The sequence below is a fragment of the Burkholderia sp. AU33423 genome, assembly GCF_002223135.1.
Taxonomy (GTDB): Bacteria; Pseudomonadota; Gammaproteobacteria; order Burkholderiales; family Burkholderiaceae; genus Burkholderia; species Burkholderia lata_D.
In genome coordinates this window covers 117,088-142,366 of record NZ_NKFH01000010.1, presented here as the reverse complement: position 1 = coordinate 142,366, position 25,279 = coordinate 117,088, and the positions used below count along the sequence as shown (strand labels likewise).

Annotated in this window: 24 protein-coding genes and 1 pseudogene; 14 read left to right on the top strand and 11 right to left on the bottom strand. The window is 65.8% G+C overall.

The features are described from left to right. Positions 1-7: 7 nt before the first annotated feature. Genes CFB50_RS36050 through CFB50_RS36035 form a run of 4 tightly spaced genes read right to left on the bottom strand, consistent with a single transcriptional unit; the run spans position 8 to position 5,606 of the window. On the bottom strand, positions 8-1,129 hold the full coding sequence (locus CFB50_RS36050) for a Rieske 2Fe-2S domain-containing protein (protein WP_089449178.1): 1,122 nt from the start codon (positions 1,127-1,129) through the stop codon (positions 8-10). 23 nt (positions 1,130-1,152) lie between these two features. Further along, on the bottom strand, positions 1,153-2,853 hold the full coding sequence (locus CFB50_RS36045; RefSeq protein ID WP_089449177.1) for an NAD(P)/FAD-dependent oxidoreductase: 1,701 nt from the start codon (positions 2,851-2,853) through the stop codon (positions 1,153-1,155). Between the two features lie 51 nt (positions 2,854-2,904). After that, positions 2,905-3,990, bottom strand: coding sequence for a monodechloroaminopyrrolnitrin synthase PrnB family protein (locus CFB50_RS36040; RefSeq protein WP_089449176.1), 1,086 nt, complete (start codon positions 3,988-3,990; stop codon positions 2,905-2,907). Then, a complete protein-coding gene (locus CFB50_RS36035; RefSeq protein ID WP_089449175.1) occupies positions 3,990-5,606 on the bottom strand; it encodes a tryptophan halogenase family protein in 1,617 nt (538 codons plus the stop codon). The genes CFB50_RS36040 and CFB50_RS36035 overlap by 1 nt, the downstream gene beginning before the upstream one ends. Before the next feature lie 233 nt (positions 5,607-5,839). Between CFB50_RS36035 and CFB50_RS39320 the strand changes: the two genes are divergently transcribed. After that, positions 5,840-6,130: a hypothetical protein gene (locus CFB50_RS39320; RefSeq protein WP_144020754.1), complete on the top strand. Its 291-nt coding sequence runs from the start codon at positions 5,840-5,842 to the stop codon at positions 6,128-6,130. Positions 6,131-6,354: 224 nt separating this feature from the next. Next, positions 6,355-6,957: a LysE family translocator gene (locus tag CFB50_RS36030; RefSeq protein ID WP_089449174.1), complete on the top strand. Its 603-nt coding sequence runs from the start codon at positions 6,355-6,357 to the stop codon at positions 6,955-6,957. Positions 6,958-7,107: 150 nt separating this feature from the next. Here CFB50_RS36030 and CFB50_RS36025 read toward each other — a convergent pair whose 3' ends face one another. The 3 genes from CFB50_RS36025 to CFB50_RS36015 all read right to left on the bottom strand — a co-directional run bounded on the left by CFB50_RS36025 (position 7,108) and on the right by CFB50_RS36015 (position 9,615). Then, a complete protein-coding gene (locus CFB50_RS36025; protein WP_089449173.1) occupies positions 7,108-7,710 on the bottom strand; it encodes a TetR/AcrR family transcriptional regulator in 603 nt (200 codons plus the stop codon). 586 nt (positions 7,711-8,296) lie between these two features. Beyond that, positions 8,297-9,244: a hypothetical protein gene (locus tag CFB50_RS36020; protein ID WP_256979411.1), complete on the bottom strand. Its 948-nt coding sequence runs from the start codon at positions 9,242-9,244 to the stop codon at positions 8,297-8,299. Next, complete coding sequence (locus CFB50_RS36015; protein WP_144020753.1) at positions 9,244-9,615, bottom strand: hypothetical protein; 372 nt, start codon at positions 9,613-9,615, stop codon at positions 9,244-9,246. Before CFB50_RS36015 ends, CFB50_RS36020 begins: the two co-directional genes overlap by 1 nt. A 112-nt stretch (positions 9,616-9,727) precedes the next feature. Between CFB50_RS36015 and CFB50_RS36010 the strand changes: the two genes are divergently transcribed. The 5 genes from CFB50_RS36010 (at position 9,728) to CFB50_RS35990 (ending at position 15,459) form a co-directional block, all read left to right on the top strand. Next, positions 9,728-10,834 carry a hypothetical protein gene (locus CFB50_RS36010; protein WP_217481566.1) on the top strand — a complete coding sequence of 369 codons (1,107 nt, stop codon included), beginning with the start codon at positions 9,728-9,730 and terminating at the stop codon, positions 10,832-10,834. After that, complete coding sequence (locus CFB50_RS36005) at positions 10,825-11,655, top strand: hypothetical protein (RefSeq protein ID WP_144020752.1); 831 nt, start codon at positions 10,825-10,827, stop codon at positions 11,653-11,655. The genes CFB50_RS36010 and CFB50_RS36005 overlap by 10 nt, the downstream gene beginning before the upstream one ends. 172 nt (positions 11,656-11,827) lie before the next feature. After that, positions 11,828-13,699: a hypothetical protein gene (locus CFB50_RS36000; RefSeq protein ID WP_144020751.1), complete on the top strand. Its 1,872-nt coding sequence runs from the start codon at positions 11,828-11,830 to the stop codon at positions 13,697-13,699. 99 nt (positions 13,700-13,798) lie between these two features. Next, entirely contained in the window at positions 13,799-14,629 is an 831-nt protein-coding gene (locus tag CFB50_RS35995) for a lysozyme inhibitor LprI family protein (protein ID WP_089449169.1), read from the top strand. Between the two features lie 173 nt (positions 14,630-14,802). After that, positions 14,803-15,459, top strand: coding sequence for a hypothetical protein (locus CFB50_RS35990; RefSeq protein WP_089449168.1), 657 nt, complete (start codon positions 14,803-14,805; stop codon positions 15,457-15,459). A 157-nt stretch (positions 15,460-15,616) separates the two neighbouring features. Here the strand turns inward: CFB50_RS35990 and CFB50_RS35985 are convergent, their stop codons facing one another. The 3 genes from CFB50_RS35985 to CFB50_RS39315 form a co-directional block, all read right to left on the bottom strand. Further along, the gene (locus CFB50_RS35985; protein ID WP_089449167.1) at positions 15,617-16,192 is read right to left on the bottom strand and encodes a YbhB/YbcL family Raf kinase inhibitor-like protein; all 576 of its coding nucleotides are present in this window, start codon (positions 16,190-16,192) and stop codon (positions 15,617-15,619) included. Positions 16,193-16,568: 376 nt separating this feature from the next. Beyond that, a complete protein-coding gene (locus tag CFB50_RS40385; protein WP_256979410.1) occupies positions 16,569-16,760 on the bottom strand; it encodes a helix-turn-helix domain-containing protein in 192 nt (63 codons plus the stop codon). Next, positions 16,685-16,939, bottom strand: coding sequence for a chemotaxis protein CheB (locus CFB50_RS39315; RefSeq protein WP_143751035.1), 255 nt, complete (start codon positions 16,937-16,939; stop codon positions 16,685-16,687). The genes CFB50_RS40385 and CFB50_RS39315 overlap by 76 nt, the downstream gene beginning before the upstream one ends. A 303-nt stretch (positions 16,940-17,242) precedes the next feature. Between CFB50_RS39315 and CFB50_RS35975 the strand changes: the two genes are divergently transcribed. From CFB50_RS35975 to CFB50_RS35965, 3 genes are all read left to right on the top strand, one after another. Beyond that, positions 17,243-17,632 carry a hypothetical protein gene (locus tag CFB50_RS35975; protein WP_144020750.1) on the top strand — a complete coding sequence of 130 codons (390 nt, stop codon included), beginning with the start codon at positions 17,243-17,245 and terminating at the stop codon, positions 17,630-17,632. A 101-nt stretch (positions 17,633-17,733) separates the two neighbouring features. Next, positions 17,734-17,931 carry a hypothetical protein gene (locus CFB50_RS35970; RefSeq protein WP_089449164.1) on the top strand — a complete coding sequence of 66 codons (198 nt, stop codon included), beginning with the start codon at positions 17,734-17,736 and terminating at the stop codon, positions 17,929-17,931. Between the two features lie 84 nt (positions 17,932-18,015). Continuing rightward, entirely contained in the window at positions 18,016-18,570 is a 555-nt protein-coding gene (locus tag CFB50_RS35965) for a phasin family protein (RefSeq protein ID WP_089449163.1), read from the top strand. A 45-nt stretch (positions 18,571-18,615) separates the two neighbouring features. Here CFB50_RS35965 and CFB50_RS35960 read toward each other — a convergent pair. After that, positions 18,616-19,268: pseudogene (locus CFB50_RS35960) on the bottom strand (efflux transporter outer membrane subunit); the annotation flags it as partial. Positions 19,269-19,585: 317 nt separating this feature from the next. Between CFB50_RS35960 and coxB the strand changes: the two are divergent. From coxB to CFB50_RS35940, 4 genes are read left to right on the top strand one after another with little or no spacing between them, the layout of a single operon-like run. Beyond that, on the top strand, positions 19,586-20,611 hold the full coding sequence (gene coxB, locus CFB50_RS35955) for a cytochrome c oxidase subunit II (RefSeq protein WP_373452994.1): 1,026 nt from the start codon (positions 19,586-19,588) through the stop codon (positions 20,609-20,611). A gap of 13 nt (positions 20,612-20,624) precedes the next feature. After that, positions 20,625-23,258 carry a cytochrome c oxidase subunit I gene (gene ctaD / locus CFB50_RS35950; protein WP_089449545.1) on the top strand — a complete coding sequence of 878 codons (2,634 nt, stop codon included), beginning with the start codon at positions 20,625-20,627 and terminating at the stop codon, positions 23,256-23,258. Beyond that, a complete protein-coding gene (locus CFB50_RS35945) occupies positions 23,255-23,656 on the top strand; it encodes a cytochrome C oxidase subunit I (protein WP_089449161.1) in 402 nt (133 codons plus the stop codon). The genes ctaD and CFB50_RS35945 overlap by 4 nt, the downstream gene beginning before the upstream one ends. Next, positions 23,647-25,266 (top strand): cytochrome c, encoded by a 1,620-nt coding sequence (locus CFB50_RS35940; RefSeq protein ID WP_089449160.1) that lies wholly within the window; start codon positions 23,647-23,649, stop codon positions 25,264-25,266. The genes CFB50_RS35945 and CFB50_RS35940 overlap by 10 nt, the downstream gene beginning before the upstream one ends. Positions 25,267-25,279 lie beyond the last annotated feature (13 nt).

Genomic DNA, 25,279 nt, shown 5'->3' with positions numbered 1-25,279 from the left:
GCATCGACTAGGGCCGCCGACTCACGCCTGGCCGCTCGGTTGCGGCGACGCGATCGACCCAGCCCCGGTAGAACGCGCGGTACTTGAGCACGAGCTTGTCGTACTTGCTGTATGCGCCGCCGCCGTCCGGCTTCATCCCGTTCCAGATCTTGACGTCGTACCCCGCGGCCTGCTTCGTCTGGAGCCCGAACAGCACGTAGTCGATCGCGCGGCGCAAGGGGCTGCCCGCCTTCCTGATCGAGATGAGCATGTGCATGACGTTCTTGCCGTCGCTCACCGGCGTCACACACTGGAGCAGCTTGTATTTGGCGTGTCCGTCCAGCGCGACGGTCATGACGCACCCGCCGGGATAGCCGTCGAAGTGCAGGTTCATCTGCGACATGTTCAGGCCGAGCGCGCGCGACAGCATGCCGAGGGGCCCGAAGTACCGGTTCACGGTGAAGTCGATCCCGGCGCCGAACCACGCGCCCGCCCGGGCCAGCGACTCGACCTCCGGCCACGGGCGCCAGTCGTCGTGGAGCTTGAGCTCGAACGCCGAGATCGGCAGCGCGTGGACGGGGTGCGCGTGCTGCGCGTCGTAGAAGTTCTCGACGATCCGCAGGACCGCCGTCGTCGTCTCGAACGCGAAGTGCAGGTGCATGAAATCGCCGTTGTCGACATCGGCCGCGGCGATCTCGGGCAGCGGGTGCAGCGGCTGCGGGGAGCCGTACCAGACCCACACGTAGCCGTACCGCTCGGCGGTGACCAGCGTCGGCTGGCGCGCCGCGCGCGGGACGGGCTCCAGCCGGTGCACCGCCTGGCTGTGGCCGGGAATGTGAACGCACTGGCCCTGCTCGTCGTACCGCCAGTGGTGAAACGGGCACTGGATGCACCCGTCCTTGACCTGCCCGTCGGCCAGGTTCGCGCCGAGGTGCGAGCAGTGGCGGTCCATCACCACGGCCCGCCCCGTCGTGCCGCGCCACGCCACGCACGGCCGGCCGAAGAGCGTCAGCGCCAGCGGCTTGTCCTTGAGGTCGTCCGAACGCATCGCGACGTACCAGCTCGCGGCCACGCGCGTGGTCGCGTCGTACGCCCCCGACGGTTGCTCCCTGGCATCCGCTTGATGCAATTGAAATTGAACGTCGTCCATGTTTTCGTGGCTGTGTCGGCCGACTACTTCAGCGCCAGGCCGATGCGGGTGGTGACGTACGCCCTGAGCAGCGCGAACATCGGGTTGTAGTCGAAGTACTTTTTCACCTCGGCCGGCGCGCTCGTCTGCGTCCAGTGCAGCAGCTTCATCGCCGGCACCAGGCTGTACTTCGAGTTGTTGAGCTGCGGTTTGGCCCCGGTGATGCAGTACCCGAAGCCGAACATCGGCTTCGCGAATTCCCGTTCGTTGATGAGGACGTGAATCCGCGCGGCGGCCTCCCCGGCCGTCTTGCGCCCGGCGCTCACGGCTTCGACCTCGGCCTTGGCGTCGTTGAACAACTGGTAGTACCCCTCCATGTCCGCGCACAGGAAGCCGAGATACGGGGCGTTGTCGTCGAGGTGATCGAGGTCACACTCGTTGCGCGATGCGCGGAACCTCGCGTGGGCCTGCACGAGCCGGAACTGCCCGAGGATCGTGCCGACCGCCCACAGCCGGTGGAACGCGTCCCACAGGCGGAAATCCGAGAACGCCGTGTAACAGCAGCTGACGAAGTCGTCGTTGTGGTCCAGCAGCTTCTGCTGCAGGCGCTCGATGTACTCGAAGCGCTCGGGGGAAAAATCGTCGTCGCGCAGCGCCTTGATGAGGCGCGCCGCGAGCGCGTGAATGGTCACCGCGGTGTTCTCGAGCCCCCGGGAGAAGAGCGGGTCGATGAACCCGTTCGCGTGCAGCATCAGGCAATAGCGGTCGCCGACGCAGGCGCGCGACGAGAACTGCAGGCGATCGGTCTTGACCCAGTCGCGCACCGGCACGGCATCGCGGAACTGCGCCGCGATGCTCGGGAACCGCGCGAGGAATTCATCGAACTCCTGCTGCGCGGGGATGTCCGTTTTCGGGTAAATACGCGGGTCGAGCTGCAGGCCGACGCTCACCAGGTTGTTGGTCGACCGCGCGTGGTTGTTGAACGGAATCACCCAGAGCCAGCCGCCCTCGAACATGTGGTGCAAGGTCCCCTCGTGCCAGCGCCAGCGCTGCCCCTTGACCTTGAAGATGTCGTCGAACGGCTTGACCCCGAGCATGTGCGTGTAGAGGCTTCGCGAGTGCGTCTTGAAACGGCACGGCTCTTCGCGGAGGTTGAACTTGGTCGCGAGCGGCGCGCGGGGGCCCCCGCAGTCGATCATGTACCGGCCGGTGAACCGTTCGCCCTGGGCGGTGGCCACCGCGACGCCGTCCTTGTCGGCGTGGTAGTCGGTCACGCTCGTCTTCTGGCGGACCGTGCAGCCGTATTTGATGGCGGCCTGCAGCAGGTAGGCGTCGACGTCCTGCCGGTAATAATGGCTCTCCGGCCCCCACGGCAGCTCGGGAATGACGCACTGCGTGAACTCCTTCGGGTCGTGCTCCTCGCCGGGCTTGTGGAACACGAAGCCGAAGTTGCGCTTGATGCCCGTGCTCGACGCGACGTAACGCTGCGTCGCATAGAACGACGTGATGTGGTCCAGCTCCGGAATGCCGTAGCGATCGGCGATGATGCGGTTCATCAGGGACGTCTCGGGGATCGACGATTCGCCGATCGTGAACCGCGGGTGCGACGACTCCTCGATGATCAGGACACGAAACCGTTGTTTGGCCAGGATGGCCCCCATCTGGGTGCCGGACATGCCCGAGCCGAGGATGATCACGTCGAAGTGGTTGTCGTCGCGCTCGTTTGCAGTGCTCTTCTGAGTCATGGGGGCAAGCTCTCCTAGTGAGATGGAACACATGGCCAAGCGCGTCAGGCGTCAGGGTTCGGCGAGCGCGGCGCGCAGGCGGAACCGCGCGGCACGCGTGAGCGTGAGCAGATCGCCGAGCATGCTGGGCGCGTACCCCCCGCTGCCGATCGTGGGGCCGCTCTGCCCGGCTTCGTACGTCCGCTCCGCCAATTTGAGGTGGGGCGCCCGGAAGTGCAGCAGGACCTCGAAGATCCGCTCGAGGGCCGCCAGCCCTGCCCCGACGGGCTCGCCCCGCGCGCGGGCCTGTTGCGCGTCGGCGAGCGCGCGGTCGACGAGCGACGGCTCCCCGGCGAACCGGGCGTAGACGGCCCTGAACGCGGGAAGCACATAAGGCAGGTACGTCTCCTTGAATTCCAGATACGCCGGGTGGTCCGATTGCGCGCCCCACAGGACGTGCTCCAGCACGAAGAGGGGCATTTCCACGGCACCGGGGCCGAGGTAGCTTTGGCCCCCGACCCGGATCGGGTCGTAGAAGGGGCGAAGCTCGTCGTAGAAGACTTGCGGCGAGATGAAGCGGTAGGCGTAGACGATGGACTCGACCATTTTCTGAAGATGGGCCGCCAGCTCGACGCACCCTTCCTCGAACGCGGGCGACCGCAGCGGCACGTCGCACAGCCCCACCGTCAACGCGATGGCCGCCTCGAGGGACGCCATCGAGATGCGCACGCTCTCGAGCAGATGCGCCTCGTCGTCGAGCCCGCTGTAGCTCCGCTGCGCGTCGGCCGCCGCGGGGTTCCAGACCGTCACATGCAGGAGCGTCTCGCGCGGCGGCAGGTCGGTCACGCGCGCGAGGTCGAGCAGCACCGGCTCGAGCCCGGGCACCACGTCCACGGGCTCGTGTCCGTGCCGCTTGAGCGACCCCAGGAAGAACCCGATGTCCCGCATCGCGGCGGCCGCTTCGACGAAGCCCCAGCCGGACGGCACGCCATGCGCCGGAAGGAACGCGCGCAACAGGCCGACGATGCCGGGCACGTCCTTCTTGCGATTCAGGCCCGGCAGCTGCAGCACGAGCGCCCTCGCCTGCAGCGGATCGCAGGCCGCCACCGCGGCGTGCGCGGCCGCGAATTCGCCTACCCGGCCCAGGGCGCGCTCCACTACAGGGTCTCCGGCGCCACCACCGCCGGCCCGGGCTGGCTGCGCGCCCGCCCTGCATCGCCGTCACGCAGCGACCGCAGGTAGTCGTAGTTCGTCGGCAGGCTCGTCCGCAGACGCTCGGCCTCGCGCCGGATGCGGGCGAACATCGCCTCGGCCTTGTCGATCGACTCCGGCCGGTGCCGCAAGAGCGGCAGCGACCGGTCGGGCAGCAGCCCCAGGCCGGCAAAGATGCAGTAGTAGTTTCCGTTCAGCCAGAAGTTCTTGAATTCGTAGTCGAACGTTTCGTAGTACGTGGCGTCGTCGAACGACGTGGTGGTCAGCGGCAGCCCCGCCTTGTAGCGTTCGACCTTGTCCTTGATGGCGTCCGAGAGCCGCAGGTCGTGCCGGTTCGCGAGCCAGAACGGTGTGTCGTCACGCGACGCGGTGAAATAGTGCGCCTGGACGAAATCCCGGCAGTCGTCGAACATGTAGACGATCTCGGCGTTGAACGCGTCTCTCAACCGCGGATCGAACCCGGTGTCGGGGAAGTGCTTCACGAGCTGGTAAAGCGCTGCGTAGATGAAGTAGATCCCCGTCGATTCCAGCGGCTCCAGAAAGCACGACGACAGCCCGATCGCGACGCAGTTGTTGACCCACGCCCGCCCGTTGCGCCCGACCCGGAACTTGATCTGGTTGAGCGGCTGCTTGTCCGAGAGGCCCCAGAGCTTGAGGAAGTCGGCCGTGGCCTGGTCGCGCGACGTGAACTTGCTCGAGAACACGTAGCCGCTGCCGAACCGGCCCAGCATCGGAATCTTCCAGGTCCAGCCCGCGTTCATCGCGATCGCGGAGGTGTACGGCTCGATCCCCATGCGCGCGTCGTCGTTGGGCACCGCGCTGGCGACCGCACTGTCGCACAGCAGGTAGTCGGACATGTCGATGAAGGGCTCTTTCAGGGCCTGGTTGATCAGGAGCCCCCGCATGCCGGAGCAGTCGATGAACAGGTCCGCCTCCAGCGTCCGATCCGCCTTGGTGGACAGGCTGGCGATGTCGCCGCGCTCGTTCAGGTGAACCTCCACGACCTCGTCGACCACGCGTTTCACCCCGCGCGCGACGGCCCAGCGCTTCAGGAAATCGGCCACCAGGTGCGCGTCGAAGTGCCACGCGTGGGGCATCTGGCGGGTGCCGTCGAGCAGGCACGGTGCCAGCTTGGCGTCGAGCGCGTCGGGCTGCGGGTAGCACGCGTACTCCATCGGCTGCTGGAAGCCCTGTTCGCGCTTGCGCAGCCAGTAATGGGTCAGCGGCACGCCGTCGCAGTTCGGCACGCTGCCGAACAAATGGTAGAAGTGATCGTCGCGCGAGCGGTCGGGGGACTTCCTCCAGTTCACGAACTTGATGGCGGACTTGAACGCGCCGTTCACCTGGGGCATCCACTCCCGCTCCGGTATCCCGAGGAAGTCGAAGAACACCTTCTGCAAATTGGGGATGGTCGCCTCGCCCACCCCGATCCGGGGGATCGCCTCGGACTCGATGAGCGTAATGCTCGCCTGCTGCTGGAGCGCCCGGACGAGGTACGAGGCGGACATCCAGCCCGCGGTGCCGCCGCCCACGATGACGATATGCTTGATCGGATTGCTCATGACACGCTTCCCATAGGATTTAAAACCCGAATGGACTTCCGCGAGGGTGCTCAATTGATCCGCGTTTAGAATAGGCCGTCGATTAATTAAATCAAACTGGCATGTTTGACAGGATTTTGATTTGTTTTACATAGGGTTTCGTTGTGCGATCCAAATACTGAATACGATGTGCGCGGACAACAAACCGTTTTCATATTAGACGCTGTATTTGTTGTCAATTTAATGGTTAGTGCATGACCATTAAATTATCCCTATTTTTCGCCCTGCCCCCGGCCAGGCGCATCGGTAGCCGCCATTACATTAACGAACGTGGCCTCGCAAAAATTACGCCATTAAAATATGAGCAGACTTATTGCGGTAACTTCGACCTGGAACCTTCAAATTCCCGGCCCAATAACAACGATAATTTCAGATTCCAGGGTTTTATTTTTGAACCGGATAAAGCACGCCAAAAACTCGAATATCATGATGAGCGGATGAAGCAATCGCCCGTGGAATTTCAGAATTTCAAACAAGATGAATAAGAGTTGTCAGTGATAATTTCCACGACTTATGATTATCCGGCAGGTATTTCGGGACGCTACTTGACCTGACAAGGATGGGTTCCGACACCGTCGCCTTGCATGCCACTTTCTGCTTTGCCGGCGCCATCCTGCCGGGGTCGCCTTCCGACGACCCATACAGATTCACGCTTCGCCAGTAATCGGCCATTTCACCCAGCCAATCGTTGGTCAGACGGGGTTAGCCCATGTTGACATTGAGTCCCATGCTGAAAATGTCGTTCTACGCCGCCCTTGTGCTGCTGGTCCCCGGGCCAACGAACACGCTGCTACTGTCTGCCGGGCTCAAGCTGAATCTGCGTGGTGCGTGCAGGCTGGTCGCGGCGGAGGCGTCAGGCTATGTGATCGCCATCACCGTATGGGGATTTTTTCTCTGGTCGTTGGCGACGCACTATCCGTGGATTGTCAGTTGCGTCAAGTTGATCAGCTCCACGTTCATCTTCTATCTCGCGGTGAACATGTGGTTCAAAGGTGCCGACTTCGACGCCACCGACTCGCCGCCGCTGGGGTTCCGAGGGCTGTTCTTTGCGACCTTGATGAATCCCAAGGCCTTGTTGTTTTCAAGCGCGATTTTCCCGGAGGCAGCGTTCAGGTCGCTCGAGATTTTCTTGACGTCGACAGGTGTATTTCTGATCACCCTGATTCCGATCGGACTGCTGTGGTCTCGGTCGGGGCGGCTGCTGGTGATGAATCGCTCGGAGGGCCGACTGGCTTCCATCGTGTTGCGGTGCTCCTCGCTGGTGTTGCTGACGTTCGCAGCAACGCTGGCCAGTTCGGTGCTCAATCGATGAGGGGGGCCCGGCGCGTTCTCGCGGAACCCATCGGCATGGATGCCGGGCGCACCTTGCACCGCATTCGCCGAATGCTTGCCGGCGTTGGCCCGCGTTCGTACCCGCTACGGCCGACGGTGCGCCAAGACCAAAGACAAGGACCACCAACGATCAAGCGCGACGGCTCCGGGCTTTACGCATGCTTTCAGCTGCGGCTTTGGACTCGTTCAGCAGCATCTCCGCCGCCTGCCATGCTCTTGCGGCAGCCCGCGGATCTCCGATCGCACGCGCGTCCGCAGTGGCCCCGCTCAGCAACATCACGTACACGCCTGCCAGCTGACGTGCCCGGCGACGCGGAACGATCTCGGCGAGCAGTTGCTCCATCAGGGCCAGCAAGTCATCCCGATAGCGCACCGCCACGTCGGTCACCTTCGGGCAGGTCGCGCCAAACTCGGCCAGCGCCCGCTCGAACAGGCAACCCGCGAACTCCGGGCTGCTGAACCAGGTGCCGTACCAGTCGAAAATCCCCTTCAGGCGCGCAGCGGCGTGCGGCATGGGGCCGAGCTTGGCGGCGATGCTCTCCATGATGAAGGTGTAGCGCTGTTCCAGCACTGCCTTGATCAGATCGTCCTTGCCCGCGAAGTGATGGTAGAGCGTCATGCGGGCCACGTCCGCTTCGGCGATGATCCGGTCGATGCCGACCGGATGAAAGCCATGGAGGGAAAACAACTCACCGGCCTTGTCGACCACCTGCTGGCGTTTGCTCGCGCGCATTCATGCATCTCCTGACTACAGGGCGGCATCTTAGCACCGCCGCCAGCACCGCTCCTTTCAGCCTGTCAGGCACGTGTGCCCGCTGCCGGATACGATCCCGCGCTTCAGGGCAGTGAATCCTGCGTCCTCCTCGCGCCTCTCATTCGTCTTATGCCAGACTGGAAGAATGTCGTTCAGGAATCCCGGCGAAACACCGGACGGGGCAACGTGGGTACCTGTTCGTGCGACACGGCGGGTCGTGGGCTGGACAGCAAGTCGTCGGTACCGGGTACCTGGGGCAACACGGTCACGCACGATGTCCGGACTGTCCGCGGGCAGGAACGCCGCGACGGAGCGCGCCGTGCAAACCGGAAAAGCATCATCAGCTACCGCGACGTCGACGGAAACTGCGAGCTTCAGCATCACGCGATCGCGGCACCGCTACGGCCTCGACTGACCAGGATACGCAACCGATACGCCACTGGCGAACAGCGTCACCCGGGCCAACACAAGTACGGGTTTTGAAGCAGATGGCCCCACCTAGGGAGCCGGTGCCAGCCCGGCCGGCATCCAATGGATGCCACCATTGCCGTTGCGCGCAGCGTTTTCAGCAGGGCACCCGGCCACCGCCCATCATGCACCATCGCTGCGTCTCCTGTGGCGGGGGCGCGTACGGTAGTCCGGTCCTCGGATCGATGTTGTCATACTGCCCCATGGGGTGCCGAGCCCGCCACGCGGCCTGCTCGGCATACTGTTGCTCGATCGCGGCGTGCTCTCGTGCCAGATCCGCCTTCTGCGCATCGTCCACTTTCTTCGTCATGGTCACGAGCCGCGCGAACTTGGGATCGCGAACATCCTGCAGCGGCGGAAACGGTGGCAAAGGCGGCATGATCAGCACCGGGCCGGTGTATTTCGGTATCGGCAATTTGGATGGCCGGCCAAATTTCGCCGCCATATCCATTTCCCACAACGCAGCGCTCATGCCGAGTACATGTTCGTAGTCGCGATTGACGACCGCCAGCGTGACCGGCCCCGACGGCGCCGGCAATGGCTGCAGGGCCGGCGGAAGCGTCTGTCGAGCCTCCGGATAAATGATGCGGGCATACACGATAGCCGCGACGGAGTACTGCTGGAGGACCGCCTCGTACGTGTCCAGTATCTGCGCTCGACCATAGCCGCCAGGATTCTCGAACATCGGCTTGTATGCCAATACCTTCTGGCTATACAACGCATTCGCATTCCGCTGCTCCGCGACAGCCTGTTGTTGAGGATCGGCCGGCGCGGACGCCGTTAGCGGCGCACACCCCGAAAGCACGCTGGCGACGAGCAATAGCCCGACCGTCGCGCGAACCGCCGTCGGGTATTGACGCGACCTGTCGGCGGTCGCCTGGTTGACCCGGGCGAACAAAACAGTGGATTTCTTGATGGCTCTTGTCTGCATGGCAGGGCGTCCGGAAGGCGTGATCATCTTGAGCTGGGTCTTGTTCGCGACTGCGAACGCGATGCGTCGCCGTCGAAAGGAAAGCGGCACAAAGCCGTTATTGGGGCTGGACATCAACCTGGCGCACATCGCACGACGATGCCCCGATCGACGAACGACGTCAGCAACCCCGTGTACGTCGGGCATGCGCCGGTCGCATGGTGTGCGAGCACATCGTCGATTTCGGCCCGGTCGTTGCGCACGCATTCGTACTGCCGCGCAGGGGATGGATGCAGCGAAGCAAACGCGCCGCACAAATGCACGTATGCGACGACTTCCTCGAACATTCTCGTATTGATCTCGAGGGCGACCATCATTTCGGCGCTATATCCGCATTCCGAATCCACCTTTTCTGCATAGGCCCGCATGTCGTAGGCGGGCAGCCAAGGTGGCTCCAACCCGTTCAGGCTACGGGCAATCTCATTGATACTGGCTGTCAGCGTCATGGTGAAATTCCTGCCCAAACCACGCTCGGCGCCCTTGCACCGCTTGGCCTCCGGTCCACACCTTGGCGACGCGTGAAGAACGATATGATGAATGTATACTAGTCGATCTACTTTGACTAGAATCGCGATCAGCAAGGCCGAGGCAATCGGCGCACGCACGACGGCCGCCGTGTTTCTACTTCTCGATATATTTTCCGTTCCTAATATTTGGGAAATGAACACGTTTCACAAAAGTGTTATTCGGCGGTTAATTATTCGGCGGTTAATACACGCCCGCCATGCCAGCGACAGGCAGATACCTGTGCGCCGTACCTTGAAGTCCGCTTCCACCGATCTCTCCGGATCTTCTGTCATGCCGCGTGCCGCTTTTCTGCCGCTTCTTGCCGCATCGTTCGCATCGAAGGGCCTGTACGGCGCCGGCCTGGTGCTTGGACTCGCGCTCACCGTGCCGGCCGCCGCACAAACGCATGCCTCCGCGCCACGCGTGGTGTCCGAGTTGAAGGACATCCGCATGAAGGCGCTCGCGAATCTGCCCAGGGCAGCGAGCCCAACCGATCGCGAAAGCTGCTGGCAACGCGTCATCCAGCCGACGTCGCCAGCAGCCAGACTGGTCGTCGCGCAAGGTTGGGCCGTCATGTCGGACGTGCCGCTGGGCCCCTACCGCGCGGTCAGCTTCGCAGGCCGGCTGGCGCCCGCAACCAGCGGTACCTGCAGCATCACGCAAGGCAACGTGGCCGTATTCGAGAACGGCAAGCTGATCGCACTGGCCTACGGCAAATCGGCGGAAGAAACCGCCATCGGCCGACTGGCCCCGCTCGAAGGCGGTGCCGTACGCGTCTGGGATGGCGACATCCCCCCCTCGCCCGCCGGCGACCTGCACGTTGACGCCGACGGTACGCTGCGCCTGTCCAGGGTGGCCGACGAAGACGCCGTGTGCAAAGGCCTCGCCAAGGTGCCGAACGTCTACAACATGCCGATCGACAAGGCCCGCAAGGTGCTGGTCGCCCATGGATGGAAACCGGTGCGAGGCAGCGCCAGCGGAGAGGCGCGACATTCCGCCCTGGTCAGGCGCGGCATCGTCGAGACCGGATCCTGCGCGGGCACCGGCCTCGGCTATTGCGACTTCGGGTACGCAGGCGCTGCCGGCACGCTGACGTTGACCACCGTCGGCGAAGGGGACTTCCCGTCCGTCACGGATTACGACGTCAAATGCCGCTGATCGCCCGTCGTCGGCTGCTTCACCCGGGCCGCCGCGCCAACCAGGAGCGCCTCATGCAACGTCTGCCCATGCGCCCCCCGCCCCCCGTCCGGCGTGCGCTATCCGCCGGCGTCCTGCTGATGGGCCTGAGCGCGTGCGAGCGCGCCACGCCGCCCGCCAGCCTGACGGCGGACCCCGCATCCGCGGTGTCGTTGCCGGCCGCCCACGTGCCGGAAACAGCCCCGGCATCGCCGCTGCAAACGCTGCTGGGCGTATTCGGCGGGACGAAGCCGGCAACCTGGCCGGCGTTCGACAACCTGCCCGGCGTGCAATGGCGCGACGCGAAGCCGCTCGGCAATCCGGACGGTCATTCCCCCGAGGCCACGCATACCCGTAGCGGCAGCACGCTGCTCACCGGCTTCGGCGACGTGGATGTGCCGGACGGCAAGGTCGGCGAGGAAGCCGGCATCAAAATGGACAACGAAGGCCACGTCGGCGTCGTCCTCAACGGCAACGCGACCACCGTCCTGTCGATCGCGCTGCGCAAGTTCTACCCGAGCGACGACACGCAGGACATCCTGCTGCGCCAGCTCGGCCGCCGTGCCACGGTCAAGCGCATCGCCGGCCGATGCGCGCTCGACTACGGCACGACCGCGCCGAACACACAAAATAACGTGTTCTTCCGGGTCAGCATCGCCAACGCCGCCGTGCCGGTGTTTGCGGAAACCTACGTCGATGAAGAGGGCGGCAATCAGGGCCCGGGGGCGACGAACTTCGTGTTCTACCGCACCCGGCCGGACCAACGTATCGCGAGCATGAAGTGCAAGGGCGCCGACGCCTGAGCAAGCGTGCGCGGGCGTCAGGGCACTCGCACGGGCTCTGCATGCCAGCGCCTGCCTGCCGCCGCAAAGGCGGCCGAAGCAGTGAGTTTCCGGCGCATCGCTGCCCATCCGGACTGCTGATCGAATGGAAGACATCGGCTTGACGCCATCACTACACGGGGGAAGCACCATCATGAATTCCGCACGCCTGCGCCTGACCTTTCTTGGGCTCATGCTGGGTCTCGGCTGGCACCACGCCGCGGCTGCGGCCGGCTGCGAGGCCAATTTCAAGCGTGAAGCCGACACCGGTGCCGGCACCCGCTTCTCGACGTTCGCCACGGTGCCGGGCCTGGATGCACGCAACGCCATCGCGCAACTCAAGCAGATCGCCGCGGGCGACGGCTTCCTGATCGGCGACGAGCACTACGCCGGTTCGACCGGCCAGCTGACGATCCAGCAACAGCAAAGTGACCGCGCCCGCGGATTCGCCATTACGCTGACGGCCGATCAGGACTCGAAAACCCTTTCCGTGGCGACCACGTTGCCCCCAGGCATGCAGGCAGCACCCGAAGCCATCCGGGGCGGCATGTGCGGCATGCTCGGCCGCGTCGACATGAGCCGCAGCGCCGTGAGCACCGGCGTGGCGGCTACGGCGCCCGCGTCGTCCGGCGACGCCTTTCCGGGCGCGCCCGCCTTTACCACCTGCACCTACAACTTCCGCCCCGCGCTGGATGGCGTCACCGGCCGCCACTACACCACCTGGTTGCCGATCAAGGCGCTGAGCCCGGCCGACGCGGCCGCCCGGCTGACACAAGCGGCCGCCGCGGCAAACCTGAGCGTGACGTCGAACGAACGGCACGGCACACTGACCGAAGTCACGCTCGTCCAGCCGCTCCCGGACCAGGGCGAGAAGCGCGCGTTCCCGATCCGCTTCATGCTGGAAGAGTCGCTGGGCGTGATCTCCGTGGTCGCCCGACTCAACCCGAAGCAGGAGATGGACGACGACACGCTGCGCAAGGAAATCTGCTCGCTCGTCGCGGCCGCCACCGCGGCGCCGCCCGGCGAATCGAAAGAGCCGCCGGCGCTGCCCCGTGAGCGGAAGCTGGAACGCTGGCACGCCGGCATCGACTGGCTGATCAACCGCGCCGTGGTGGCCGGCAAGTCCCTCGTGATCGTGCCCGCCATCAATCTCGACAGAAAGTACACCGGCGACGAAGCCGTCAACGAGAAGAAATGGGCGTTCCGTACCGACGTGACCGCCACCACCATCTGGCAAAACAAGGCCAACGCCCGTGACGTGATACGCGTGGGGCCGGACGAACCCTTCAACGAAGTGGGGCTGCACGGCTATGTCTCGACCTTCGTGGCGGGCAACGCGCAGTACTTCGTCTACATCGTCAATCCGGGTACCTACACGGTCGCCGGCAACACCTACGAGACGACCGCCGACGCGATGTCGCAGCTCGGCACCCAGCAGAAGCCGGGGCGTTCGCCGCTGGGGCAGATCGCGTTGCTGCCCAAGAAGAACACCGACTTCATCCAGTCGCAGGAATGGTTCAACGCACAGTTTCGTGACCGTGAGGTCACGGATACGTACTGCTCGTCGGTCTTCGTCCAGAGCGGCGGCTGCGCATTCTGGGCGACGGAGAAGAGAACGGTATCGGAGATGACCGAGCCCGCGGGCTGGAAGACCGTCACCCGGGAGAAGTCCGTCGACGGGCTGGCGGTCTCGACCCGGCTCAAGCGCGAGTTTGCTTCGTTCAGCGTCGCGGCGGGCGAAGCCGTCGTGATTGACGGGCTGTACCCCACGCCGCCCAACGCGGACTACGACAAGCAAGCCTGCGAGATCGTCGGCGGCCAGATCCAGTGCGACCTGACGCGCTATACCCTCACGCGCATCCCGGCCGACATGGCACACGTGCAGGGCCTGGCATCCGACCCGGGGTTCTACCCGCGCGCCACGCGCATTCTGTCCAACGCCAGGTATCGCCCGCTCAAGCTCCTGGGCAAGCCGGGTGAACTTCGCTCGGTGTACGGTCAGGACTATTCGCTCGGCGTGCGTTGAGCGCATGCCCCGACCATCGCTCCGACCATCGCCACGACCACCCAGACCTGAAGCGAGGCCTCACCCGGCCTTGAACAACCGAATCGCACGGAAACCAGCATGAAACCCACCCTCCAGCGCGTCGCCTGTATCGCCCTGCTCGTCACCGCGGCTTCCGCACATGCAATCGACTGCAAGAAGGCCGGCAACCGCGTCGAGCACACGATCTGTGCCGATGAAAAGCTCAAGGCCGCCGATGCGGAAATGGGCAAAACCTATACGGCCGTCATGCAGCAGGCGGGCAACGATAGCGAATTGCGCGCGATGCTGGTCCGCAGTCAGAAACGCTGGCTCGCGGCGCGTGACAAGCGTTTCGCGGATCCGGTCGATTTCCCCGGCGCACCGAATGCCAAGACCCTGCGTGCGAGCCTGCTCCAGGCGATCCGCCAGCGCACCGAGACCTTGAGTGAACGCGGCAAGGCCGCGCCGCGCCTGCTTGAAACGGCCCTGGCGCAACGCACCTTTCTGACGCAGTTCACGGGCGGCCCGTTCGCCGGATTCGAGACCCGATGCGACTTCCTGCCCCACGATGGTCAACTCAGCTACGGATGCTTCAGCGAACGCCGCTATCAGAACCACGACAGGATCTGCACCCTGCAGGACGATTGGGCGAGCGGCGGTTACTACGTGACACGCCTGGTCGGCAACGTCGTCCAGGGCAGGCTGGAAACCGTTGCTGCATGCGGCGACGGCTCCGAAGGCGGCAGCCCGTGTCCGGACGCGGATGAGTCGCGCAAGTCGGCCGCCGGCTGGAATCTCCATCCAGGGCGCCCGGCCTTGACGCCAACGGCCCTGCCCAAGCTGGATGCCGAAGCCGAACTGGGCACGGAAGACACGGGCTGGCTACGTGCCTGCCTGACCGACAGCCGCTACCCTCGCGCGGCACGCTGAGTACCGCGCGCATCGGTTGCGTCGGCGATGTCATTCCCACGCAGGATGAAGACATGCACGATTCTGCTGGTGCGAAGCATCCCGGCACATGAACTGAACAAGTCGGCTCTTATCAGCCATCGGGAGTGCGAAGCGCTCCTTTTACCAATCATCACCCGCCACAAGGATTCAGCATGATGTCGCTCCGAAGCAGCATTCCGGAATGTTCAGTTCGGCGCATCGACAGCATGTTCGTCACGCGGGGGATCGTCGTGGCGGCATTGAGTTTATGCATCCCGTTTGGCAGCGTGCACGGACAGCCTGCGAGCGTGACCATGCCGGACCCCGCAGGCAAATCGCCTGCCGAATCCCGGGCGCCAGCCAACCTGAGCACGACGCAAGCGCTACAACGCATGCTGGCGCTGATTCAGGCAAGCGGCCAGGTCCCCGACATCACGCCCGAAACGGTACACCGCATCTTTGGCGTGCAGCCCACGGCGATCGGCAAGGATCAGTTCGGCTATGGTCAACGCTTGCCGGGCAACTGGGCATTCAGTCTCCAGCGGGTGACGGTCGGTGATACCGGTCCGCGCGTGGATCTGATATTTGATCCGATTCCCGGTACGCAGGCTTCTGCGTTGACGACGTGTGAACCCACATTCGCTCAATTCACGGAGGCACTGGAGTCCATGGGGTTCAGTCGCCACACCCATTACGGCGAACACGGCCGGTGGGTCTTCGATGCTTTCGAGCGGCCACGCATGGATATCCGGGTCTATCCGTTCAGGGCGTTCTCCGACAACGGCGAGCCATTGGGTCCGGCCTGCGTGAAGGCGGTATTGGTGCGATAGGGCAAACCACGTGCTTTGCGCCGGCCGGATCAGCCTGAAAACCGTCGCAATTCATTGAACCTTGAATCGCGGCTGTACGGTCAGCCAATGCCTGTCAGGCTTTCCTCTGCGGCCCCTGAAACGAAACATCGTCCCGCGAGCGAACCGGCGCACACTGTCAATTCGATGATCGGTGGTAGGTCGCGACATATCGCGCCTGTCCAAGAATGTTTCCATGCATCTGATAGGCAACGACCGCCGGACTCGACGTCGATTTCACGTCGACACGCGGAATGGACAATGCGGAAACCGTCACGATATATCGATGAGACTCGCCTTGCGGCGGGCATGGCCCACCGTACCGGGATTCGCCAAAATCGGTCAGCGTCTCGAGCGCGCCCACCGGCATGAGTCGCACATCTCCCGATGCCCCTTTCCGAATCGACGTTTCCGAAGGCGGGATATTGACGACTGCCCAATGCGTCCACCCGAGCCCGCCGGTCGGGGCATCAGGATCGTACATGGTGACGACGATGCTTCTGGTTCCAGACGGAACGTGTGCCCACGAGACGCGAGGCGAGACGTTGTCGCCACGACATCCAAATCCGTTGTACACCTGAGCATTCGCGAACTGACCGCCATGGTCGAGATCGTCAACCGTTACAGTAAGCGGATCAGCAAAAGCAACAGCGGGCACGACTGCGAAAAGTACCGTGGAGCAGATACTCGCTCGCAGAAAAAGACCAAATCTCATGGCACGATCCCAAGATAGGTGCGGTGTGGTGTTCCGTACGACCGGATTGACACGCGATATGCAGTGCATGCCACGATCGCCGACACGGTTTCCAGGCTCGCGCTTCAAACACGGGTAGCACCAAGGACGTGCTCACCCGATTGCCTGTGCGACAGCCTGCGCGACACATCCTAGGTTCATCGTGAATTCGGCAGTAGGTCGGCAGACAACATAAGCATGTTGCGTGAAACAGAACAATCCGCGACCGTATGCCGGATCTTCTCTCGTAGCACTCGCGGATGATGTCGAGCGCATTCGTGACGATCATGAGATCGTGCGCGCGATCATTCAGGATCGCTGACCAATGCTTGCTTCACGGGACGCCGCGCGAAATCGATCAACTCTCTTCGGCGGCGAGTGCAAGCGATGCGCGGATCCGCATGATGGTCTGACGGGACGTCCCGAACCTGCGCGCGACTTCACTGACCGACAGCCCCTTGTCGAGTGAGCGCATCACACGTTCTCGATCGTGCCGCGCAAGCGAGGTGGGCCGACCGACGTGCTGCCCGCTCGCTTGTGCGGATTGCACGCCCGCTTTACCGCGCTGGCTCCGGGCCGCGGTCTCCAGCCGGATCTGTCATGCGCCCCGACGTGCAGAACGATCGCGATCGTCGCCTGCAAGTCGCGCGGAAGTCGCGAAACGAGGGTGCGAAGCGTGTCGACGCCGCCCGACGACGTACCGATTGCGATGAAGTCCCGATGAGCCAATGTGCCTCCGATATTCCCGCTACTTCAAGCGGTAGACCCGCATCGCCCGCGCATTCTTCATTTCATTGAAAACGTATTCACCGCGCGCCCGGTCGGCCCGGAGGAATTGGACGCGCAATTCCTGTGCCGCACTGCCCAGGCCGTGGTGTCGGATCGCATTCCGCTCACGTCCACGGTTCGTCGGGCCTGTCCGTCAAGCTCGATATACGGACATGCTTCCCCCGATTTACTTTCCCGTCGTCCCTGACATAAGCTTGGCTACCGTCATTTCCCAGTCAGGTTCATTACTTCACAGGTGAAAGAATGGTCGTCCAGAGACTTTCATTTCGCGCTGTCGCGGGCAAGCTGCAAGTCATCACGGTATGGCGATGCCTGTGGCGAAGCGGCGTACGTGTGTGCCGCTGGAGCATGCATGTCGACCAGCGGTCGGGCGTCGAATCGATGACGGTCGATATCGTCGGACCGGATTCGCTGCTGGCCGACGACGTCATGGTGATGCTCGGCGATTCATCCTTGAAATTGACTGTCACGTCGTTTCATATGGCCGTGGTGCCGAATTCGGCAGTCGTGCAGGGACGCGGCAAGGAACGGTTGCGCGAGGCAGCGAATTCGGTCGCCACCGCTCGCCCGCATCCAAAGCTGACGCTGGTCAGGGATATCACCCGGCACGTCGCACGCATCGAACGAGACTGATTGCGTTCGACGCGCAAGCCGCGTCCGCCACGCAATACCGTCTCACCCCCATTCAGAACGAAACGGTAAAGATTGCCTGTCAAGCAATCCAGGAGACAAACATGCTGAGCCCTCACGAAATCGCGGCGCTCATGCTGGTCAAGGCTGCGCCCGACCAGATCGACATGAGCAGCGAGGAACTCGATACGCTGCGCACGCAGCGGCTCGTGGAACTCGAGACCCTGGCTTCCGGCGCGCATCGCCTGCGCATGACGCACAACGGCGAAACGCTGCTTCGCATCGTGACGCAAACGTATTGAAAGGCGCCCTGACGGTGCAGCGACGCATGTGCCGACGAGGCGATCAAACCACGGTGGCTATTTCCATTCAGGAGAGCGTAGATCATGAAAACCCGGGAGCGGGTTTCGAGCGCGCAGCGCGCCAATTTCGACTTCGCATTCGGTCTGGCCGGTGCGTTACTCGATGAAGTCGGGAAACTGGCCGAACTCAATGCACGATTTACACGGTCGGCCCTGAAGGACGCGTGGGCGGTCGCGGAAAGCGCGATCGACAAACCGCAGGACTGGACGCCCGTCCAGCGCGCGTTCACCGAGCCGCTGGCCGAGAAGCTGCAGTCCTACAGCCGCGAGTGGCTCGAGATCGTGTCGTCCGGCCACGCCGACGTGATCAAGGTCGCCCAGGCGGGCAGCGATCAATACGTGCACGGGATCCAGGCGTTCGTCGATGATGCGGTGAAATTCGCGCCGTCCGGCTCCGAGGCGACCGTCGCGGCCTGGAACTCCGCGATCGTCGCCGCGAACACGCTCTACCAGACCCTCGGCAGCACGGGGCAGCAAGCCGTCGAAGTCGCGCGCAGCAACTTCGACGTCGCCGCCCTCGCAGCGTCGAAGCAGGCCAAACGTGCGGTCGACCAGGAACAGCAGGCGGCCAAACGATAACGGTCGATGCGGGCGGCGGGACCGATTGCCGCAGGCGGATCGAATCTACGGCGACCGCCATCCGCCGCCCAGCGCCTTGTACAACGCGACGAGATCGGTCGTCGTCTGCAGCGCGCCCTGCTCGGCCTGTTGCCGCCCCTGTGACCATTGCCGCTCGGCGTCGAGCACGTCGAGAAACGGCGACAACCCCTTGCGATAGCGGTCGCGCGCCAGGTCGGTGCGATACACGGCCAGCGCATTGTCGACGTCGCGCAGCGCGACCAGCACGGCCAGCCGGTAGGCCAGCGCCGCTTCGGCCTGGCGCGCCTGCGATAGCCGCAGGTTCGACACGAGCGCGCCGCCGGAAAAGATCGGCAGCGACACGGCCGGCCCGAATGCGTAGAACAGGTGCGACCAGTGCGCAAGCTCGCGCACGTGCGACGCACGCAGTCGTCGAGCCCGCCCGGCGCGCCGCCGACCAGGTAGGCGAGGCCGTTGCTCAGCAGTACGATCTGCTGGTCGAACTGCGGCAGTTGCGCGCGGATCTGTGCGAATCGCGCGTCCGCGCTGCGCACATCGAGGTCCCTCGCCAGCCCGTGCGCGGCGGCATCGCTGACGTCGACGGCAATCGGCAGCGCCTGCACGCCATAGGCGCGCACTTCGCACGCGGTATCGTGCAGCGCACGTGGATCGCGTGCGAGCAGCGCGACATTCGCGCCGCATCGCGCAAAAGCGTGGGCGGTTGCACGGCCGACGCCGGCGCTCGCGCGTGATCGCGACGGTCTTCACGTGGGGGCTCCGTTCGCCCGGATGGTCGATGTCTCGGCGTATCCGTAGCATGCGACGTGCCACACCCCGCGTCGGCCGCCGGGTCGACCTACCTGCCGCATACGGTCAGCCGAATTACAACGGGGCTGTAACGCGCACGACGTGCACACGCAACGCGCGGCGGCACGCGTGTTCGCCCGCCGCGCACGGGAATTGCTCAGGTGCCGGGTGCCGTCGACCCATGTCGTCGCCTTTCGCAGGAGCCGTGTTGCCCGTCCCGCCGCCATCGACAGCGCGCCGCGTCACGCGCCTCGCCGGAAGCGCGTGCGTTGCCGCGCCGGCCGCCGCATGCGCGGCCGGCGAACCGCTGCCGCTCGCGTACGTCGCGCACGCGGCCGGGCCGGCCGCGCAGCCCGTGTTCGTGCTCGGCTGGGCGCTGCTCGCGCTGTGCATGGCGGTGAGCCTCGTGATCGCGGCGCTGCTGCTGGTCGCGCTGTTCCATCGCCGCACCCGCGCCGGCGGCCGGCGCGATGGCGTCATGTTCGTGGCCGCCGGCAGCGCCGTGTCGATCGTGCTGCTGTTCGGCGCGCTCGTCTACATGCTGCGCGTGCTCGGCGCGGTCGCGACGCCACCACGCCCGCCCACGCTGACGATCGTCGTCACCGCGCACGACTGGTGGTGGGCCGCGCGCTATCCGGACCCCGCGAGCGGCACCGGTTTCGTCACCGCGAACGAACTGCACATCCCGGTGGGCGAGCCCGTGGCGATCGAGCTGAAGAGCGCCGACGTGATCCATGCATTCTGGGTGCCGCAGCTTGCGGGCAAGACGCAGACGATTCCCGGCCAGACCAACCGGCAATGGCTGCAGGCCGACCGGCCGGGCGTCTATCGCGGCCAGTGCTCGCAATACTGCGGCGCGCAGCATGCGCACATGGCGCTCGAAGTCGTGGCCGAGCCGTCCGCCGCGTTTCACGCGTGGCTCGCCGCGCAACGCCAGCCGGCCCCCGCACCCGGCACCGATGCGGCATGGCGCGGCCAGCGCGTCTTCGGGTCGCGCTGCGCGGGTTGCCACGCGGTGCTCGGCACCGACGCGGCGGGCGACGCGGGCCCCGATCTCACGCACGTCGCGTCGCGCCGGCTGCTCGCGGCCGGCACGCTCGACAACACCCCCGACAACCTGCGCCGCTGGATCGCGCAGGCGCAGCAGATCAAGCCTGACACGCTGATGCCGTCGATCGCGCTCGCGCCGCGCGATGCCGACGATCTCGCCGCCTATCTCGCGACACTGCACTGAACGGAGGATGCCGATGGCCATCGCCCGCGACATGCCAGCCCCCGCCCGTGTGCCGGATCTCGGCGACGCGCCGCCCGGCTCGGCGCACGAGCGCGCGCTCGCCGAGCTGTGGGAATCGGCGCCCGGCTGGCGCGGCTGGCTCGGCACGGTCGACCACAAGCGCATCGGGCTGCGCTACATCGTCACCGCGTTCGCGTTCCTGCTGCTCGGCGGCGTCGAGGCGCTCGTGATGCGCATCCAGCTCGCGCGGCCGAACGCGACCCTGCTGACGCCCGCGCAATACGACGCGCTGTTCACGATGCACGGCGTCACGATGATCTTCCTGTACGCGCTGCCCGTGCTGTCCGGTTTCGCGAACTACCTGTGGCCGCTGATGCTCGGCTCGCGCGACATGGCGTTCCCGCGGCTGAACGCGTTCTCGTACTGGGCGTTCCTGTTCGCCGGGCTGTTCCTCTATGCGAGCTTTCCCCTCGGCGCGGTGCCCGACGGCGGCTGGTTCAACTACGTGCCGCTCACGTCGCTCGACTACAGCGCCGGCGCGAACATCGACATCTACGCGCTCGGGATGATCCTGCTCGGCATCTCGACGACCGGCGGTGCCGCGAACTTCGTCGTCACGCTGCTGCGCATGCGCGCGCACGGGATGTCGATCGACCGGCTGCCGATCATCGTGTGGGGCACGCTGACGGCATCGGTTGCGAACCTCGTCGCGGTGCCGTCGGTCAGCCTCGCGTTCCTGCTGCTGTGGCTCGACCGCAATGCGGGCACGCATTTCTTCGACGTCGCGCACGACGGCCGGCCGCTGCTCTGGCAGCACCTGTTCTGGATGTTCGCGCACCCGTGGGTCTACGTGGTCGTGCTGCCCGCGATGGGGATCGTGTCCGACGCGTTGCCGGCGTTCTGCCGGCGGCCGCTCGTCGCGTACGAGGCGGTCGCGGTCTCGACCGTCGCGACGATGCTGATCGGCTTCGAGGTGTGGGTTCACCACATGTTCGCGACCGGCATCGCGCCGCTCGCGCTCGCGTTCTTCGGCGCGGCGAGCATGCTGATCTCGATCCCGAGCGCGGTCGCGGTATTCGCGTGGATCGCGACGATCTGGACCGGCCGCCCGGTATTCCGGACGCCGTTCCTGTATTTCGCGGGCTTCGTGCTGATGTTCGTGATCGGCGGCGTATCGGGCGTGATGACGGCCGCCGTGCCGCTCGACTGGCAGCTCACCGACACGTACTTCATCGTCGCGCACCTGCACTACGTGCTGCTCGGCATCAACGTGTTCCCGGTGCTCGGCGGGATCACGTACTGGTTCCCGAAGTTCACCGGGCGGATGATGAACGAACGGTTCGGCCGCTGGACCTTCTGGGTCGTCCTGATCGGCTTCAACGTCGGCTTCTTCCCGATGCATGTCTCGGGGCTGCTCGGGATGCCGCGCCGCATCTACACCTATCCGCCCGGGATGGGCTGGGATACGTCGAACCTGCTGACGACGATCGGCTCGTTCATCTTCGGCATCGGCATCGTGATGTTCGTCGTCAATGCCCTCGTGAGTGCGCGGCGCGGCGCGCGTGCCGGCGCCAATCCGTGGCGCGCGGCCGGCCTCGAATGGTCGGTCGCGTCGCCGACGCCCGTCTACAACTTCGCGGTGCTGCCGCTCGTCGCGTCGCGGCATCCGCTGTGGGAAACGCGCGACGATGCGCGCCGCACCAGCGTGCGCGTCGGCTACCGGCTCGCCGACGGTCGCGAGGCGCTCGCCGTGACGCCGCTCGCAGCCACGCCGGACGCGATCCTGAAGATGCCCGACGATACGTGCCTCCCGTTCGTGCTCGCGCTGCTCGCGACGGCCGTGTTCGCGGCGATGCTGGTGCGCTCGCCCGCGCTCGTCTGCGCGGCCGTGGCCGGCTGCGCGATCGCCACCGCCGCGTGGCTGTGGCCGCGGCGCACGCTGTGGCAGCGCGACGAGCCGCCCCGTCGCGAACCGGCGCCGGCCCCGCCCGCCGCCGCGATCCGCCCCGACGAGCCGCTGCCGGCCCCGGTGCCGCACGACGCGCCGGCCGCCTGCATCGCACCGCTGCCGGTCGGCAGTTGCGGCGAGCGCGCAGGCGGCTGGTGGGGCGTGATCACGCTCGTCGTGACCGAAGCCGGGCTGTTCGGCTACCTGCTGTTCTCCTACTTCTACCTGCAGTCGCAATCGGCCGCGCCCTGGCCGCCCGAAGGCATGCCGAAGATCGGGCTCGCGGCCGTCAATACGGTCGTGCTGCTGTCGAGCAGCGTATTCGTGTGGCTCGCCGAGCGCGCCGTGCGGGCCGGCCGGCGGCCGCGCGCGGTGGCCGCACTCGCCGTCGCGCTGGCGCTCGGCACCGCGTTCGCGCTCGTCCAGCTGCACGAATGGCGCGACCATCCCTATGGCCCGACCGCGCACCTGTATGGCAGCCTCTACTTCACGATCACCGGGTTCCACCTTGCGCACGTCGTCGCCGGGCTCGCGATCCTCGCGCTGCTGGCCGGGTGGACGGCCGCCGGTTTCTTCGGCCGCGAGCGGCGGGTCGCGCTGACGGTCGGCGGGCTCTACTGGCACTTCGTCGACATCGTGTGGCTGTTCATCTTCACCGCGCTGTACGTGTCGCCGTACTGGCTCAGGAGACCGGGATGAACGGCGTACGACGTTCATGGACCCCGCTGCTCGCGATCGCGGCGGGCCTCGTCGGTGCGCCGGCGCTGTGGTTCGCGCAGATGCTCGTCTCCGAGACGCTAGCATCGACCGCGTGCTATCCGCTCGGCGTCGCGCAAGCCGTGCCGCGCTGGGCGCACGTGGGCGTGTGGCTTGCGCTGATCGCCGCGTGCGCGTTCGCATTGGCGACTGCCTTCGCGACGTGGGTCGCGCGCGCCTGGCGGCATCGGCACGATACCGATGCATCCGGCGCGACCCGCGACGACAGCACGCGCTTTCTCGCGCGCTGCGGGATGCTCGCCGCGCTCGGCTTCGTGATCGGCCTCGTGTTCACGGGGATCGTCACGGCTTTCGTGGGGCCTTGCAGCCCATGGCACTGATCCTGATCCTGATCCTGAACCTGAACCTGATCCTCGACCCGCTCCGGTTCGCGCGGCCTGATGCGCCGGGCCGTCGCGCCGGCGTCGCGCTCGGCGCGCTTGCGGCGCTCGCCGTTTGCGGCGTGCTCGCGGGCTGCAGCCCGCAGGACGACACCGCGCGGACCGACGATACGCCGGAAGCCGCGTCGTCGGCTTCGGTGCCGACGGACGAGCCCGACACCGGCTGGCGATACATCCGGATTCGCGCATCGGCCGCAGACGCCGTAGCGCCCCCTGCGTCGATGTCCGCGCGTGCGAGCCAGGATCCGTGGCTCGCGCAACCGGGTGCCGCGGCAGCATCCGCACCGCTCGCGGCACCGTCGGATGCCGCAACCCGCCGCCCGGTCGTCAAGGCTGCCGCCGCGGACACCGACGCCGCGACGCTCGCGCGCGGCCGTTACCTCGCGCACGCCGGTGACTGCGCGGCCTGCCACGACGCGGCCGACCACACGCCGTACGCAGGCGGCCAGCCGGTGAACTCGCCGTTCGGACCGATCTATGCGCCGAACATCACGCCGGACCCGACCCACGGGATCGGCCACTACACGCTGCAACAATTCGACGACGCGTTGCGGCGCGGCGTGCGCGCGGACGGCAGCCGGCTCTATCCGGCGATGCCGTACCCGTCGTTCGCGCGGCTGAGCGCCGACGACGTGCGCGCGCTGTATGCGTATTTCATGCGCGGTGTCGCGCCGTCCGCGAACGTGGTGCGGGCCACCCGCCTGCCGTTCCCGTTCAACCAGCGCTGGGCGCTCGCGCTGTGGCGCGTCGCATTCGCGCGCGGCGACCGGTTCGAGCCGCAGCCGTCGCGATCGACGGAATGGAATCGCGGCGCGTATCTCGTGCAGGGGCTCGGCCACTGCGGCGCGTGTCATACGCCGCGCGGCCCCGGTTTCAACGAGCGCGGCTACGACGAGCGCAGTGCGGCGTTCCTGACCGGCGGCATCAACGACCACTGGTTCGCACCGAACCTCACGGGCGCGGAAGCGGACGGCCTCGGCCGCTGGTCGGCCGACGACATCGCCACGTTCCTGCGCAGCGGCCATGCGGCGCGCGGCGCGGTGTTCGGCGCGATGGCGCCCGTCGTCGGCGAGAGCACCGCGTTGCTTACCGACGCGGATCGCCACGCGATCGCCGTCTACCTGAAATCGCTGCCGGCGCGACCCACCGCCGCGACGAACCCGCTCGGCGTCGGCACCGCGCGGCTGACCGCGGCCGGCCCACGCCCGGAAGGCGGCCAGCAGGCGCCGGGGGCCGGCGTGTATGCGGGATTCTGTGCGCGCTGCCACGGCGCGGACGGCAAGGGCGTGCGCGATCACGGGCCGCCGCTCGCCGACAATCCGGTCGTGCTCGCGGCCGATCCGACCAGCACGATCCGGATCGTCGTCGAAGGGGCACGGCCGGCGCCCGGCAAGGACGACCCGTCGACGCGGATGCCGGCCATGCGCGACACGCTGACCAGCAACCAAATCGCAGCGGTGGTCAGCTATGTGCGCGGCGGGTGGGGCAATCGTGCCGCCCCCGTGTCGGAGCAGGACGTCAGGCGGTTGCGGGGAGCCATCCACCGATGAGCGATGGGCGGCG

Excerpts from the sequence above, each read along its gene's own strand:
- CFB50_RS36050 (WP_089449178.1), bottom strand. The coding sequence starts at position 1,129 with ATGGACGACGTTCAATTTCAATTGCATCAAGCGGATGCCAGGGAGCAA.
- CFB50_RS36045 (WP_089449177.1), bottom strand. The coding sequence starts at position 2,853 with ATGACTCAGAAGAGCACTGCAAACGAGCGCGACGACAACCACTTCGAC.
- CFB50_RS36035 (WP_089449175.1), bottom strand. The coding sequence starts at position 5,606 with ATGAGCAATCCGATCAAGCATATCGTCATCGTGGGCGGCGGCACCGCG.
- CFB50_RS39320 (WP_144020754.1), top strand. The coding sequence starts at position 5,840 with ATGACCATTAAATTATCCCTATTTTTCGCCCTGCCCCCGGCCAGGCGC.
- CFB50_RS36030 (WP_089449174.1), top strand. The coding sequence starts at position 6,355 with ATGTTGACATTGAGTCCCATGCTGAAAATGTCGTTCTACGCCGCCCTT.
- CFB50_RS36025 (WP_089449173.1), bottom strand. The coding sequence starts at position 7,710 with ATGCGCGCGAGCAAACGCCAGCAGGTGGTCGACAAGGCCGGTGAGTTG.
- CFB50_RS36020 (WP_256979411.1), bottom strand. The coding sequence starts at position 9,244 with ATGTCCAGCCCCAATAACGGCTTTGTGCCGCTTTCCTTTCGACGGCGA.
- CFB50_RS36015 (WP_144020753.1), bottom strand. The coding sequence starts at position 9,615 with ATGACGCTGACAGCCAGTATCAATGAGATTGCCCGTAGCCTGAACGGG.
- CFB50_RS36005 (WP_144020752.1), top strand. The coding sequence starts at position 10,825 with ATGCCGCTGATCGCCCGTCGTCGGCTGCTTCACCCGGGCCGCCGCGCC.
- CFB50_RS36000 (WP_144020751.1), top strand. The coding sequence starts at position 11,828 with ATGAATTCCGCACGCCTGCGCCTGACCTTTCTTGGGCTCATGCTGGGT.
- CFB50_RS35995 (WP_089449169.1), top strand. The coding sequence starts at position 13,799 with ATGAAACCCACCCTCCAGCGCGTCGCCTGTATCGCCCTGCTCGTCACC.
- CFB50_RS35990 (WP_089449168.1), top strand. The coding sequence starts at position 14,803 with ATGATGTCGCTCCGAAGCAGCATTCCGGAATGTTCAGTTCGGCGCATC.
- CFB50_RS35985 (WP_089449167.1), bottom strand. The coding sequence starts at position 16,192 with ATGAGATTTGGTCTTTTTCTGCGAGCGAGTATCTGCTCCACGGTACTT.
- CFB50_RS35975 (WP_144020750.1), top strand. The coding sequence starts at position 17,243 with ATGGTCGTCCAGAGACTTTCATTTCGCGCTGTCGCGGGCAAGCTGCAA.
- CFB50_RS35970 (WP_089449164.1), top strand. The coding sequence starts at position 17,734 with ATGCTGAGCCCTCACGAAATCGCGGCGCTCATGCTGGTCAAGGCTGCG.
- CFB50_RS35965 (WP_089449163.1), top strand. The coding sequence starts at position 18,016 with ATGAAAACCCGGGAGCGGGTTTCGAGCGCGCAGCGCGCCAATTTCGAC.
- ctaD (WP_089449545.1), top strand. The coding sequence starts at position 20,625 with ATGGCCATCGCCCGCGACATGCCAGCCCCCGCCCGTGTGCCGGATCTC.
- CFB50_RS35945 (WP_089449161.1), top strand. The coding sequence starts at position 23,255 with ATGAACGGCGTACGACGTTCATGGACCCCGCTGCTCGCGATCGCGGCG.
- CFB50_RS35940 (WP_089449160.1), top strand. The coding sequence starts at position 23,647 with ATGGCACTGATCCTGATCCTGATCCTGAACCTGAACCTGATCCTCGAC.